Annotated in this window: 13 protein-coding genes; 9 read left to right on the top strand and 4 right to left on the bottom strand. The window is 59.1% G+C overall.

The genetic code is table 11. From position 1 onward, the window contains the following. The first annotated feature begins 67 nt into the window (after nucleotides 1-67). The 6 genes from HHJ18_RS14830 to HHJ18_RS14805 all read left to right on the top strand — a co-directional run bounded on the left by HHJ18_RS14830 (nucleotide 68) and on the right by HHJ18_RS14805 (nucleotide 5970). Nucleotides 68-337 carry a hypothetical protein gene (locus tag HHJ18_RS14830; RefSeq protein WP_296916509.1) on the top strand — a complete coding sequence of 90 codons (270 nt, stop codon included), beginning with the start codon at nucleotides 68-70 and terminating at the stop codon, nucleotides 335-337. Between the two features lie 135 nt (nucleotides 338-472). Further along, nucleotides 473-1342, top strand: coding sequence for a GNAT family N-acyltransferase (locus HHJ18_RS14825; protein WP_296916507.1), 870 nt, complete (start codon nucleotides 473-475; stop codon nucleotides 1340-1342). Beyond that, nucleotides 1342-2217, top strand: a complete 876-nt coding sequence (locus tag HHJ18_RS14820) for a UDP-2,3-diacylglucosamine diphosphatase (protein ID WP_296916505.1) — start codon at nucleotides 1342-1344, stop codon at nucleotides 2215-2217. Before HHJ18_RS14825 ends, HHJ18_RS14820 begins: the two co-directional genes overlap by 1 nt. Beyond that, nucleotides 2214-3341, top strand: a complete 1128-nt coding sequence (locus HHJ18_RS14815) for a glycosyltransferase family 1 protein (protein ID WP_296916504.1) — start codon at nucleotides 2214-2216, stop codon at nucleotides 3339-3341. The genes HHJ18_RS14820 and HHJ18_RS14815 overlap by 4 nt, the downstream gene beginning before the upstream one ends. Nucleotides 3342-3381: 40 nt before the next feature. Next, entirely contained in the window at nucleotides 3382-5493 is a 2112-nt protein-coding gene (gene ppk1 / locus HHJ18_RS14810; protein ID WP_296916644.1) for a polyphosphate kinase 1, read from the top strand. A 3-nt stretch (nucleotides 5494-5496) separates the two neighbouring features. Then, nucleotides 5497-5970: a histidine phosphatase family protein gene (locus tag HHJ18_RS14805; protein WP_296916503.1), complete on the top strand. Its 474-nt coding sequence runs from the start codon at nucleotides 5497-5499 to the stop codon at nucleotides 5968-5970. Between the two features lie 6 nt (nucleotides 5971-5976). Here the strand turns inward: HHJ18_RS14805 and HHJ18_RS14800 are convergent, their stop codons facing one another. From HHJ18_RS14800 to HHJ18_RS14785, 4 genes are all read right to left on the bottom strand, one after another. After that, entirely contained in the window at nucleotides 5977-6453 is a 477-nt protein-coding gene (locus HHJ18_RS14800) for a hypothetical protein (protein ID WP_296916501.1), read from the bottom strand. An 85-nt stretch (nucleotides 6454-6538) separates the two neighbouring features. Continuing rightward, nucleotides 6539-8038: an exopolyphosphatase gene (ppx, locus tag HHJ18_RS14795; protein WP_296916498.1), complete on the bottom strand. Its 1500-nt coding sequence runs from the start codon at nucleotides 8036-8038 to the stop codon at nucleotides 6539-6541. Between the two features lie 72 nt (nucleotides 8039-8110). Then, complete coding sequence (locus HHJ18_RS14790; RefSeq protein WP_296916496.1) at nucleotides 8111-9259, bottom strand: ABC transporter substrate-binding protein; 1149 nt, start codon at nucleotides 9257-9259, stop codon at nucleotides 8111-8113. 146 nt (nucleotides 9260-9405) lie between these two features. Beyond that, the gene (locus tag HHJ18_RS14785; protein WP_296916494.1) at nucleotides 9406-9897 is read right to left on the bottom strand and encodes a fasciclin domain-containing protein; all 492 of its coding nucleotides are present in this window, start codon (nucleotides 9895-9897) and stop codon (nucleotides 9406-9408) included. A 198-nt stretch (nucleotides 9898-10095) separates the two neighbouring features. On the opposite strand from HHJ18_RS14785, the gene pstS reads away from it, so the two are divergent. The 3 genes from pstS to pstA all read left to right on the top strand — a co-directional run bounded on the left by pstS (nucleotide 10096) and on the right by pstA (nucleotide 13070). Further along, nucleotides 10096-11139: a phosphate ABC transporter substrate-binding protein PstS gene (pstS, locus tag HHJ18_RS14780; protein WP_296916493.1), complete on the top strand. Its 1044-nt coding sequence runs from the start codon at nucleotides 10096-10098 to the stop codon at nucleotides 11137-11139. A 108-nt stretch (nucleotides 11140-11247) separates the two neighbouring features. After that, complete coding sequence (gene pstC / locus HHJ18_RS14775) at nucleotides 11248-12213, top strand: phosphate ABC transporter permease subunit PstC (protein ID WP_296916642.1); 966 nt, start codon at nucleotides 11248-11250, stop codon at nucleotides 12211-12213. Further along, nucleotides 12210-13070, top strand: a complete 861-nt coding sequence (gene pstA, locus HHJ18_RS14770) for a phosphate ABC transporter permease PstA (RefSeq protein WP_296916491.1) — start codon at nucleotides 12210-12212, stop codon at nucleotides 13068-13070. Before pstC ends, pstA begins: the two co-directional genes overlap by 4 nt. Nucleotides 13071-13092 lie beyond the last annotated feature (22 nt).

Here is a 13092-nt window from a genome sequence, read left to right as displayed (position 1 = left end):
CGGCGCTGTCACACAACTGCCATTGAACTGACACGCCCACGTCACCCCCGGCTTTCACAATCACCGCATGACTTGCACCAAGGAGCACGCGATGATGAATTTGAACCCGGTCGGTGGTATTGAAAAAAGCCTGGCGCACGTCGCCCACGCCGCACGCCTGGCGCTTCACGATTTCGACCAGCAACGCCTGCGAATTTTGCGTTGCACGGCGCACGCCATGGCCGCCAGCCCAGGTGGCTTGCGCTTCAAGGCGGGTACCAAACCCTGGCTTGAAGGTTTGTCGGCTGCAGCGTCTGGCCGACGCCAGAAAGGCGCTGAACAAGTCGCCGCTGCTTGAAGAGTCAAAGCCCCGTCGCCGGGGCTTTTTTACAGCGCGTTTGGTGTTGGTGTTGGTGTTGGTGTTGGTGTTGAAGTTGCCTGTGGGTTAGCAGGTTGTGTTGTGTCCGGACATCCAAAAAACAAGGAGTTATTCATGAAAGAACTGCCCAATCCAACCTTTGCATTGTCGCCAGTCGCAATGCCACGGGGGTCACTTCATCAAAGCTGTCATGCAATCATTCCAGCAGCCGCTTTTCAAAGGCCTGCCGTGGGCAAAATCGAGGTCACCTGGGCCCACCATCAAGACGAGGTCCGACAGGCGCAGCGCCTGAGGTACCAGGTGTTTGCGCTGGAGATGGGGGCCAAACTGTCCAAAAAACTGCCCGGCCATGACGTGGACCTGTTCGATGACTACTGCGAACACCTGCTGGTGCGCGACGCCGCCAGCCAGCAAGTCATAGGCACCTACCGGGTGTTGACGCCGACGCAGGCCAAGCGCGTGGGCAGCACTTACAGCGACACCGAGTTCGACCTGACGCGGCTGCGCGGCCTGCGCGAGCGCATGGTCGAGCTGGGCCGCAGCTGTGTGCATGCTGATCATCGGCATGGCGGCGTGATTCTGGCTTTGTGGGGTGCGCTGGCCGAGTTCATGGCGCGCAACCAGCTTGACACCATGATTGGCTGCGCCAGCATTCCGATGCAGCACCAAGGCGTTTCTTGCGGCCACGCGGCGGCCAGCATCTGGCGCCAGGTCAAGCAGACGCATCTGGCCGCCATCGAATACCGCGTGACGCCGCGCCTGGCCTTGCCGGTAGAGCAGCTTGATGATTCGCTGGAGGTGGAGCCACCGGCACTGATCAAGGGCTATCTGCGCCTGGGCGCCAAGGTGCTGGGTGCGCCGGCCTGGGACCCGGACTTCAACTCGGCGGATTTGCCGATGATGATGCGCATCGCCGATTTGCCGACGCGCTATTTGAAACACTTCTCCGGCAAAGTCTTGCCCGGCCACCCAGCGGTGGCGTGATGCGAAGCCTATTTGACGCCATGGGACCACTGGCTGCGGGCTTCGGTCCGGGGTTTGGCTCAGGCGATCAAGACCCGGACGATGATGAATCGCAGCGCCAGCGCTACCGCACGATTTTCATTTCCGACATTCATTTGGGCACACCCGGCTGCCAGGCCGCGGCGCTGCTGGACTTTTTGAAGGCTCACCCCAGCGACAACCTGTACCTGGTGGGCGACATTGTTGACGGCTGGCAGCTGCGCCGCAAGTGGTACTGGCCGCAAGCCCACAACGACGTGGTGCAAAAGCTGCTGCGGCGCGCCCGCAAAGGTTGCCGCATTATTTTTGTCCCCGGCAACCACGATGAGTTTGCGCGTGAATTTATCGGCCACCAGTTCGGCGGTATTGAGGTAATGGAGGAGGCCGTGCACACCACCTTTGATGGCCGCCAGCTGTGGGTCATCCACGGCGACTACTTTGATGCCGTGGTGCAGTGCGCCAAATGGCTCGCCTACGTGGGCGACAACCTCTATGAATTCACGCTCAAACTCAACCGCCACCTGAACCGGCTGCGCGCCCGCATGGGCTTGCCCTACTGGTCGCTGTCGGCTTACCTCAAGCACCGGGTCAAGAGCGCGCTCAACTACGTGACGGACTTTGAAGTGGCCGTCGCCAATGAAGCGCGCCGCCGCGGCCACCAGGGCGTGGTCTGCGGTCATATCCACCGCGCCGAAATGCGTGACATCAACGGCGTGCTTTACTGCAACGACGGCGACTGGGTCGAAAGCCGCAGCGCACTGGTCGAGCATTTTGATGGTTCACTGGCGCTGGTTTATTGGGCGCCGGCGCACGAAACGCAAGGCCGCAGTCATGCCGGTCTGGCGGTGACCGCATGAAAATCGCTCTTATCACTGACGCCTGGCTGCCTCAGGTAAACGGGGTGGTGACGACGCTGGTGGAACTGGTGCGTGAACTGGAGCAGGGCGGGCATAGCGTGGAAGTGATTCAGCCCGGCCAGTTCACAACCCGCCCTTGCCCGGGCTATGCGGGCATCGATCTGGCGGTGCGCCCCAAGCGCGCCCTGCGCGCAAAACTCGACGCGTTTCAGCCCGAAGCGATCCACATCGCGACCGAAGGGCCGCTGGGCTGGGCAGCCCGCCGTTATTGCTTGCAACGTCGCCTGGCTTTCACGACGGCGTTTCACACCAAGTTTCCCGAAATCCTCAACGCATACCTCAAAATTCCGCTGGCCTGGGGCTACGCGCTGTTTCGCCACTTTCACAAGCCGTCGGCCGGCGTGATGGTTCCGACCAACGGTGTGCTGCGCATGCTGGAGCAGCGCGGCTTTCGCAAACTGCGCAGCTGGACGCATGGCGTGGACACGCAGCTGTTTGCCTATCAGCCGCAGCCGCGCCTGTATCCACCGTTTGCCCCACCCACCGGAACGCTGGCGCGCCCGCTGTGGATGTTTGTCGGGCGGGTGTCTCACGAGAAGAACATTGAGGCTTTTTTGCGACTGGACCTCCCTGGCAGCAAGGTCGTTTGCGGGGTAGGGCCGTTGGAAGGAGCGCTGCAGCAGGGCTATCCCCAAGTGCACTGGATGGGTGTGCTGGCCAGGGATGAGCTGGCCAAAGCCTATGCGGCGGCCGATGTCTTTGTGTTTCCGAGCAAGTCGGAAACCTTTGGCCTGGTCATGCTGGAAGCCATGGCAAGCGGCACACCGGTGGCGGCCTATCCGGTCGACGGCCCGCTGGAGGTGCTTGGAAAACCCGACGGCAGCTGTCACGGTGGCGTCATGCATGCTGACTTGCGGCAGGCTTGTGATGGCGCGCTGGCCGTGCCCAGGCGCGAGGCCCGTTTGCGAGCCTTGGACTTCAGCTGGGCGCAGTCGGCACAGCTGTTTGAGACCTACCTGGTAGCGGCCCGGGCCGGCAGTGAAGCTGAAGGTGCTTGCCAGCCGCTCCATGCTGGTGCAACATCAGTCAAAAATACTGTCACACAATTGTCATCAAACCAGTAAATACTGGGCTTACTTTTGATAACAATAATCTCTTTTGTTGATACCCACTCCACCCGCTGCGCTGGCCTTGTCCGCGCCACCCGTTCAGTTTCTGGACCGCGATCACAGCATTCTTGCCTTCAATGAGCGGGTTTTTGATTGGGCCCGGCGCCCGAGCGTTCCTTTGTTGGAGCGGCTGCGATTTTTATGCATTGTGTCGTCTAATCTTGACGAATTTTTTGAGGTCCGCGCGGCGCCGCATCTGACAGCGGCTCTGAGCAATGAGCAAAAAGGCTCCTACACCGCCCAATCTTTCGAGACGCTAGCCTCTGCCGCGCACGACATGGTGGCACGCCAGTACAGCCTTTACAACGATGAGCTGCTGCCCGCGTTTGCGCGCGAGGGTATTCGCATCGTCGCGCACGGCGAGCGCAACGCTGCGCAGCGGCGCTGGGTCAAGGACTATTTCGAGCGAGAGGTGCAGCCGCTGCTGATTCCGGTCGGGCTGGATCCCTCTCACCCGTTTCCGCAGGTGGCCAACAAGTCACTGAACTTTATCGTCCGGCTCGGCGGGCGCGACGCCTTTGGACGAGAGAACGAAATTGCCATCGTCAAAATACCGCGCGTCCTGCCGCGCTTCATCCGCATGCCGGGCAGCGGCAAGGCCGCAAGCAAGGGCAGCAGCAAGGAGCGGCTGTTTGTCTCTCTGTCCAGCGTCATTCGCGCCCATCTGACCGAGCTGTTTGCGGGGCGCAGTGTCGGGCAGTTCTCGCAGTTTCGCGTCACCCGTCACTCCGATCTAGCAGTGGATGAAGACGACGTGAAAAACCTGCGCACCGCTTTGCGCCAGGGTCTGGAGCAACGTCACTACGGCCAAGCCGTTCGGCTGGAGGTGTCGGCTGGCTGCTCGGACTACCTCTCCGAGTTTTTACTCCAGCAGTTCAACTTGCCGGCGCTCGCCTTGTACCGGGTGCACGGCCCGGTCAATCTGGTGCGGCTGACCCAGCTGGTGGACCTGGTCAATGATCCCAAGTTGCTGTTTTCGCGTTACAGCGCCTGCTACCCGACCCAGTTGCAGCCCGGCCAATCTTTTTTTGAGCGGCTAAAGCAGGGTGACGTGTCTGCCCACCAGCCATTTGAGAGCTTTGACGCAGTGCTGGACTTCTTGCGCGAGGCGGTCAACGACCCCCAGGTGCTGGCGATCAAGCAAACCATTTACCGCACCGGTACTGATTCGGAACTGATGGCGCTGCTGCGCGAAGCGGTGCGCCGCGGCAAGGAAGTTACCGTGGTGGTGGAGCTGAAGGCGCGCTTTGATGAGGAGGCCAACATCAATTGGGCCGAAATGCTGGAGTCGATTGGTGCGCAAGTGGTTTACGGCGTGGTGGGCTTGAAGACACACGCCAAAATGCTGCTGGTGACGCGGCGCGAAGGCCGCAAGCTGGTGCGCTACGGCCACCTGTCTACCGGCAATTACAACCGGAACACGGCGCGCCTTTATACCGACGTGAGTTATCTGACGGCTGATCCTTTGCTGACGGCTGACATCGACAACGTGTTTGTGCATCTCGCCAGCCAAAGTCGCTTGCCCAAGCTGAACTATATTTTGCTGGCGCCGTTCCAGTTGCAACGCAAACTGGTCGAAAAAATTGACGCGCTGGGCGAGGCCGCGTTGCAGGGCAAAGACACGCGCATTGTGGCCAAGATGAATGCACTGACCGACGAAGACCTGATGCTGGCGCTGGTCCGGGCGGGGCAACGCGGAGTCAAGATTGATTTGATCGTGCGCGGCGCTTGTATGCTGCCGGCCCAGGTAGCCGGCGTGACGGACAACATCCGGGTGCGCTCGGTGATTGGGCGTTTTCTGGAGCATTCGCGCGTGTTTTATTTTCGGTGCGGCGGGGAAGAAAACCTCTACCTCTCCAGCGCCGACTGGATGAATCGCAACATGTTGCGCCGGGTCGAACTGGCCTGGCCGGTGACTGATCCTGTGCTGCGCCAGCGCATCATTGATGAGTGCCTGGTCGCCTATTTACATGACGGCGTTGACGCCTGGGACTTGCAGCCCGACGGCACTTATGCGCTCGTCAATCCGGCCGACCCCATGCAGCGCCTAGGCGCGCAAGCTGCGCTGATGGCCCGCTATTCACCCCTTCACAACACCGGAAAGTAAACCATGGACCTGATCTTGTGGCGCCATGCAGAGGCAGAAGACTGGCAGGAAGGGGGTGCGCATGGCGCCAGTGATCTTGAGCGTTCACTAACGGCCCGAGGGGAGAAGCAGGCCTTTCGCATGTCTGGCTGGCTGGACCGGCAATTGCCCGAAGGTGTGCGCATTGTGGTGAGCCCGGCGCGACGCTGCGAGCAGACCGCGATGGTGCTGGGGCGTAAATACAAGATCCGTCCCGAGCTGGCACCGGGTGCAACGCCGGCGCAATTGCTCGAATTAGTGCAGTGGCCCTTGAGCAAATCCCCGATTCTGGTGATAGGGCATCAACCCACGCTAGGGCAAACCATTGCGCAGTTGTTGGGCTTGCAGGCCCATGATTGCCCGGTCAAAAAAGGCGCTCTCTGGTGGCTACGTAGCCGGGACCGTGATGGTCACAGCCAAACCGTCGTGGTGACGGTGCAGTCACCCGAGGTGCTGTGATCAGAATTAATTTTTCGAGGCCGGGCGGCCGGTCTTGATGGTCGGAACCTGCGCCAAGGCTGTCAGCAATGCGGCGTCGGACAGGGTGGCTAAAATTTTGATGCCGGCACGCAGCAGTTCGCTCTTTTTTGCGGGGCGGCTCAGTTTGTCTGCGCGCTGCTTGAGCGCGTCGAGCACACCGTATTCGGCTTTGGGAATGGTAAAACTGTCTCGCACCAATTTGGGTTTCTTCTGCTTGACGGCCTGTTGGGGCTTGGACGGGACCATGGTTTTAAAGATAGGAGCCGTCAGAGCGGCTTTCCTGGGTGCAGCCTTCTTGACCGGGGCCTTTTTTACGGCAGCTTTTTTGACAGGAGCCTTGCCTGTTACGCCCTTGACGGCAGGTGATTTTGCCGCTGCTTGAGCCGCTCTTTTTTTTGCCGGCGCTTTGGGCGTATCGGCCGGTGCTGTCGTTGTTACGGCTATTGGGTTTGCGGTTGCCATGACGATGTCTTTCTAATATAAACGGTTCAATTAAACGGTTTATATAGTTTAAATCACCGCTGGAAATGCTGTCAAGTCCGCTGCTTTACAGGCCGCAAACGTTCAGCGTCCAGGGCGTTTTTTGCCAGGCCACGACTTCTTCGCGCAGCAAATGGGCTGATTGAGGAAAAGCTTCGCCCCAGCCTAGCCTGCAGTTGAGAACAAAAATTCGACCGGACTCGGTGCCTGATTCAAGCTGCAGGCCTTTTAGGTCCGGGTCGCGCCTGGCATGACACAAAATGACCGCCAAGCGCAAGCAGAGCAGTTGCTGCACAAAGCCCCGGTCTTCAAAGTCAACTTCGAGCTTGCGCAACTTGCCGCGGTGCCCCAACACAAGCTGGCTCAGGCGGTGCAGCTCGGGCTGCGCAAAGCCGGGTGTGTCGGCATTGTCCAGAATGTAGGCGCCATGCTTGTGGTAGTCGCTGTGTGAAATCTGGCTGCCAATTTCATGGAGCTGCGCAGCCCATTGCAGTTTGCGGTGAAAGCGTCCGGATCCGGTTTCTGATAGGCCTGCGCGCGCCATCAGCAAGAGGTGCCGCGCGACCTTACTAACGCGCTGCGCCTGCAAGGCGTCCGTATTGAATTTGCTGGCCAGGCGCTGCACTGCCGTGGAGCGCAGGTCGGTGCATTCCTGCTCCCGGGCAAGCAAGTCGTAGAGTGCGCCATGGCGCAGGGCGCCTTGCGCTGCCTGCATCCGCTCGATGCCGAGCAAGTCAAAAACGGCGCGCAGCACACTGACGCCGCCGCCAATTACAGCGCGCCGGTCGTCCTTCATACCATCGATTTTCAGGCGGTCAGCGCTTTGCGCCTTTAGCAAACGGTCAAGCAGCCAATCCAGGCCTTCTCGCGTGACCAAGCCTACTGGCGCGCCAGCGGCGGTAAGCACGTCGCTGACGGCGCCAATGGTGCCAGACGACCCGTAGGCCACCTCCCATGCGCCGGCTCGGTAGGTTTGAACCGCCTCGTCCAGTACCGCCTTGGCGGCAATTTCGGCTGTCTCGAAAGCGCGTGCGCTGAACTGCCCGTCAGGGAAATATTTCATCGACCAAGCCACGCTACCGACCCGATAGGACTCCATGGCATGTGCTTCCAGGCCCTTGCCTACGACCATTTCGGTTGAGCGACCGCCTATGTCCACCACCAGCCGGCGCTGGTCTGACTGCGGTAGCAGGCGCGCCACGCCCTGGTAGATCAGCCGGGCTTCTTCCCGGCCCGAGATTACGTCAATGGGAAATCCGAGGATCTTGCAGGCAGGCTTTAAAAATTCTTCCCGGTTGCGTGCTTCGCGCAAGGTTTGGGTGGCTACCGCCCGGATCTGCGCTCGTTTGAAGCCGGCCAGCCGCTCGCCAAAGCGGGCCAGGCAGTCCCAGCCGCGCTGCATCGCTTCGGCCGTCAGGTTGCGGTCTGCGTCGAGTCCGCTGCCCTGGCGCACCGTTTCCTTAAGGTATTCGGTGCGGTGGATACGACCGTGTTCAAAGCGGCCAATTTCTAGGCGAAAGCTGTTGGATCCTAGATCCACAGCGGCAAGCAGCGTTCCGTTTTGCATGTCTGGGTTTCTTTTCTCGCGCTCAGCATAGCATTCACGCGACACCCGTTTCATCGTTTTAGCCGCCTAACCCTAACCTATTAGACGGCCGTCCAGCGTCATCATGCTTTGCGTGACATAGGCGTTGCTTCGGCGCTGGGGGTTGAAGCTGATTCGAAAACCGCCCAGGTCGAGGCTGCTGCGCTGCTGAAAGGCCGTCAGTGCGCTCTGGCGTGTCAGCGGGCCCACCACGTCATTGAGCACCTCGTAGGTGTAGCGTGCGGCAATGAAACCAGCCAGGCTTAATGGGGTGGGCGGCTCATCAAACAAGCGCCCCAGCGTTTCTCGGTAGCTTCGGACTATGGGCATGCGCGCATTGACGAGCGGCACCGGCTGGGTCGCAATTACAGGCGTGTGGCGGGCAGCGCCCATTTGCAGCAAGGATTGCAGGTTAACGTCGGCGAGTGCCACGATGTAACGCTGGCGTGCCTGCTTTTCCAGCCCCTGGGTGAATCCGGCAAGTTCCGGCGTTCCACCGACAAAAATCAGTATTGCCGGGGTGCCCGACGTCAGCTTCTGGCCGAGTGCTCGCGCATCACCGGTACTTTGGAACGATTGCAGTTTGAGTTGCATGCCGCTGGCAATGCGTTCAAGCTCGCCGTGGTAGGCGCTGTAGTCCTGCGCGGTGCCGTAAACCGCGCCCAGATCCTTCAAACCCATGACGGACAGCGTTTTCAGCGCATAGGCGATCTGTTCCTGACGCGCAGCAAAAATCGGAAAGGTCTTGTCGTCTATTTCTAGGTTTGAGTTTTGCAGCCAGGGTGCAACGTGGGCGATGTTCAGATTTCCCTGACGCGACAAGGCGGCGACCTGGCTGGCGATCTGGTCGCCGGCGCTGCCGGACAGGACCACGCACGCCGGATTGTCCCTGACCGAGGCCAGCGCAGCACCCAGGCTGGCAGGCGTGCCATCGGTTTCGAGCGCCAGATGTTGCACTGGCTTGCCGCCAATCCCCCCGCGCAAGTTAATCTCCTGCCAGGCGGCACGCGAGCCGATCAGGAAGTCCTTGGACACGTCCTGCTGCGCCGGCGAAAAGTCAACGATTTGCGCAACGACAATGCTGCGTGTTGCGGCGACCGCTTTGCCCGGCTGCGCCCAGCCTGGCGTGGCGGCTGCCGCCGTCAGCGCGCTGGCGCGCTGCAGCATCTGGCGACGATTGAGAACTGGTTTTTGGAATGGCATGTCTGGATTGGTCAGCGGGGCAGCGCCCGCCGCTTTGTTTTGTCTGCTATTAAATTCATAGCTGTTAGCACTCGTACTTATTGGGCTGCAGCCTTATATTGTAACTTTTTAGGAATTTCGGCCGGCTATTACTGTCCGGCATTCCATTAGCGCGCAGCTGGAGGAATCAGAACGCTGTCAACAATATGGACAACGCCGTTGGTCGCGGAAATGTCGGCCGTTTGCACCATCGCATCTTCAACGGTGACGAAGTCGCCAGCTTTGGAGAGTGCTAGGTTGGCGCCGTTGACTGTTTTGCTGTTGCCGTTTTTGACATCGGCAGCCATGACCTTGCCGGGAACCACGTGGTAAGTCAAAACTGCCTTGAGTTTGGCCGGATCCTTGGCGAGATCGTCCATCGTTTTTGCCGGGACCTTGGAGAAGGCTTCGTTGCTGGGCGCAAAGACCGTGAAGGGCCCCGTGCCTTTGAGTGTGTCTGTGAGCCCGGTTTTGGCTACCAGCCCGTTAAGCGTGCTTAGTTGCGGCTTGGCAGCGATAGTGTCGGCTACCGACACCGGGCTGGTTTGTGTCGCGCAGCCCGTGAAGGCGATGGCGGCAAGCACAGCTGCGGTGATGGACAGAATACGGCGGTTTGGCATGGAGTTTCTCCGAGTTAAGACAGCGCCAAGCGTAGGAGGAATTAATGACAGATTAGTGACAGAAATTTGAAGGTTCTGTGACATGTTTTTTTTTGGGGCACTGCTTGAATAGGCGATAGAACGGCGGTTTGTCACATCTTTGTCACATAAGCTTCCTACAGTTCAAGCATCTTTCCTACCAACCCAAAAGGTGTCCCGATGAACTTGTATTTCAAAGCTTCCATCACTGCTGTGACGGGTGTTGCTGTTATGTCGTTTGCGACTCTGTCGTCTGCCCAGGACGTCACCGGCGCAGGCGCTAGTTTCCCCGCACCGCTTTATTCCAAATGGGCTTCTGACTACAACAAGGCGACTAACGTCAGGATCAACTATCAGTCCGTAGGCTCTGGCGCCGGCATGCGTCAGATTGAAGCCAAAACGGTGGATTTCGGCGCGTCCGACATGCCGCTGAAAGATGACGAGCTCACCAAGAAGGGCTTGGTGCAGTTTCCGACGGTGATCGGTGGCGTGGTGCCCGTTGTCAATATCAAGGGCATTGCCCCCGGCCAGCTCAAGCTGAATGGTCAGGTGCTGGGTGATATCTATCTGGGTAAGATCACCAAATGGAGCGATTCCGCCATCAAAGCCCTGAATCCATCGCTGCCATTGCCTGATGTGGCCATTGCGCCAGTTCGTCGCGCGGACGGATCCGGTACCAGCTTTATTTTCACCAACTACCTGAGCAAGGTCAATGCCGAGTGGAAGTCCAAGGTCGGCGAAGGCACGGCCGTGAATTGGCCCGTTGGTGCGGGTGGCAAGGGTAATGAAGGCGTGGCTGCGTTTGTCGGCCGCCTGCCCAACTCGATTGGTTTTGTTGAATATTCCTACGTCAAGCAGAACAAGCTGACTTTTGCCCAGATGAAAAACGCTGCCGGCAATTTTGTGTCGCCTGACGACACGGCCTTCAAGGCGGCCGCTGCCGGCGCTGAGTGGTCCAAGAGCTTCTACCAGATTCTGACCGAGCAGTCCGGCAAGGATGCGTGGCCAATCACGGGCGCAACCTTCATCATGATGCACAAGTCGCAAGACAAACCCGCGCAGGCCGCTGCATCGCTCAAGTTCTTTGAGTGGGCCTATAAAAATGGCGACAAGACCGCAGACAGCCTGGACTATGTGCCCATGCCCGACGGCGTCAAGACCATCGTCGAGAAAGCCTGGGGCGAGATCAAGGATACCTCGGGAAAAGCGGTCGCTTACAAGTAAGCAGGCTTCGCGTTTCAGCAACAAACCTTAGGGATTTTTATCGTGTCCTCTACAATTCCGGTCAGCCGGGACGCTTTTGACTCCCCGGGAAAAGTGACCGGACGCGACCTGACAAACCCCCCTCCCAAAAATACGGTACGCCGAAGCCCTCTGGCTGACCGGGTTTTTGGTTGGGCGGCACTGGCTGCGGCGCTGCTGACGATGGGTCTGTTGTTTGGCATTCTGGCCTCACTCGTTGTAGGCGCATGGCCGGCCATCACCGAGTACGGGCTCGGCTTTTTGACTAACAGCGTGTGGGATCCGGTCAAGAACGAATACGGCGGGCTGGTGATGATTTACGGCACCATCGCGACGTCTTTTATCGCCGTGGTGATCGCAGTGCCCGTCAGCTTTGGCATCGCGCTGTTTTTAACCGAGCTATCGCCGGCCTGGCTCAAAAGACCGCTGGGAACTGCCATTGAACTGCTGGCCGCTGTACCCTCCATCGTCTATGGCATGTGGGGTCTGATGGTGTTTGGTCCGATTCTCGCTTCCTATGTTCAGCAGCCCCTGCAAAACCTGTTTGCCGACACCCCTTACCTCGGTGCCCTGGTTTCAGGGCCGCCGGTCGGTATTGGCATATTGTCGGCGGGCATCATTCTTGCCATCATGATCATCCCGTTTATTGCCTCGGTGATGCGCGACGTGTTTGATGTGACGCCTGTGCTGCTCAAGGAGTCGGCTTACGGCTTGGGATCCACCACCTGGGAAGTGGTTTCCAAAGTGGTGCTTCCCTACACCAAGGCCGGTGTGGTGGGCGGCATCATGCTCGGACTGGGTCGTGCCATCGGCGAAACCATGGCGGTTACCTTCGTCATTGGCAACTTCAACCAACTCGATTCCCTGAGCCTGTTTCAGGCGGCCAACAGCATTACTTCTGCATTGGCCAACGAGTTCGCCGAGGCCGGCGAGGGCCTGCATCAGGCGGCGCTGATCTACCTGGGTCTGGTGCTGTTCTTTATTACCTTTGTGGTGTTGTCATTGTCCAAACTGCTGCTGGCTCAACTGAGAAAAAATGAAGGAAGCAAGACATGAGCGCCAGCATGCCGGATGCGCGCCTGGTGAAGTTCGCCCGCCGAAAAAGGGTCAACCAGCTGGCACTTTTTCTGTCCCTGGCTGCCATGTCCTTCGGGTTGTTCTGGCTGTTCTGGATACTGTGGGAAACCGTGCGGCTGGGTATCGGCGGCATCGTATGGGCGACGTTCACCCAGATGACGCCTCCGCCCAATGAAACCGGGGGGCTGGCGAACGCGCTGTATGGGTCTTTTTTGATGGTGATGCTGGCCACTTTTGTGGGCACGCCGATTGGCATCATGGCCGGCATTTACCTGGCTGAGTACAACACCAAGGGCGCGCTGGCTTCGTTAACGCGTTTCGTCAACGATATCTTGCTGTCCGCGCCATCCATCGTGATTGGCCTATTTGTATACGCTGTGGTTGTGAGCCGTTTTAATTCATTTTCTGGTTGGGCCGGTGTGCTGGCACTTGCGTTGATCGTTATACCCGTGGTGATCCGCACCACCGAAAACATGTTACAGCTGATTCCTGCGGGTCTGCGCGAGGCGGCATATGCCTTGGGGGCGCCCAAGTGGAAGGTGATTACCAGCATCACGCTCAAGGCCGCACGCTCGGGCGTGGTGACAGGCATCTTGCTTGCCGTGGCGCGCATTGCTGGCGAGACCGCTCCGCTGCTGTTTACGGCACTTAGCAACCAGTTTTGGACCTCGGACTTGAGCCAGCCCATGGCCAGCTTGCCCGTGATCATCTTCAAATTTGCCATGAGCCCCTACGAGAACTGGCAGCAGTTGGCCTGGGCGGGTGTGTTCCTGATCACGTTGGCGGTACTTGGTCTTAACATTCTGGCGCGCGTGTTGACGCGCAACAAACACTGATCGCGGATCAGTACCCATCGAC

Origin of the sequence: Polaromonas sp. (assembly GCF_012927455.1) — a bacterium.
Lineage (GTDB): Bacteria > Pseudomonadota > Gammaproteobacteria > Burkholderiales > Burkholderiaceae_C > Polaromonas.
Note: the sequence above shows the minus strand (reverse complement) of the source record. Positions and strands in the feature narration are given on the sequence as shown.

Excerpts from the sequence above, each read along its gene's own strand:
- HHJ18_RS14830 (WP_296916509.1), top strand. The coding sequence starts at position 68 with ATGACTTGCACCAAGGAGCACGCGATGATGAATTTGAACCCGGTCGGT.
- HHJ18_RS14825 (WP_296916507.1), top strand. The coding sequence starts at position 473 with ATGAAAGAACTGCCCAATCCAACCTTTGCATTGTCGCCAGTCGCAATG.
- HHJ18_RS14820 (WP_296916505.1), top strand. The coding sequence starts at position 1,342 with ATGCGAAGCCTATTTGACGCCATGGGACCACTGGCTGCGGGCTTCGGT.
- HHJ18_RS14815 (WP_296916504.1), top strand. The coding sequence starts at position 2,214 with ATGAAAATCGCTCTTATCACTGACGCCTGGCTGCCTCAGGTAAACGGG.
- HHJ18_RS14805 (WP_296916503.1), top strand. The coding sequence starts at position 5,497 with ATGGACCTGATCTTGTGGCGCCATGCAGAGGCAGAAGACTGGCAGGAA.
- HHJ18_RS14800 (WP_296916501.1), bottom strand. The coding sequence starts at position 6,453 with ATGGCAACCGCAAACCCAATAGCCGTAACAACGACAGCACCGGCCGAT.
- ppx (WP_296916498.1), bottom strand. The coding sequence starts at position 8,038 with ATGCAAAACGGAACGCTGCTTGCCGCTGTGGATCTAGGATCCAACAGC.
- HHJ18_RS14790 (WP_296916496.1), bottom strand. The coding sequence starts at position 9,259 with ATGCCATTCCAAAAACCAGTTCTCAATCGTCGCCAGATGCTGCAGCGC.
- HHJ18_RS14785 (WP_296916494.1), bottom strand. The coding sequence starts at position 9,897 with ATGCCAAACCGCCGTATTCTGTCCATCACCGCAGCTGTGCTTGCCGCC.
- pstS (WP_296916493.1), top strand. The coding sequence starts at position 10,096 with ATGAACTTGTATTTCAAAGCTTCCATCACTGCTGTGACGGGTGTTGCT.
- pstA (WP_296916491.1), top strand. The coding sequence starts at position 12,210 with ATGAGCGCCAGCATGCCGGATGCGCGCCTGGTGAAGTTCGCCCGCCGA.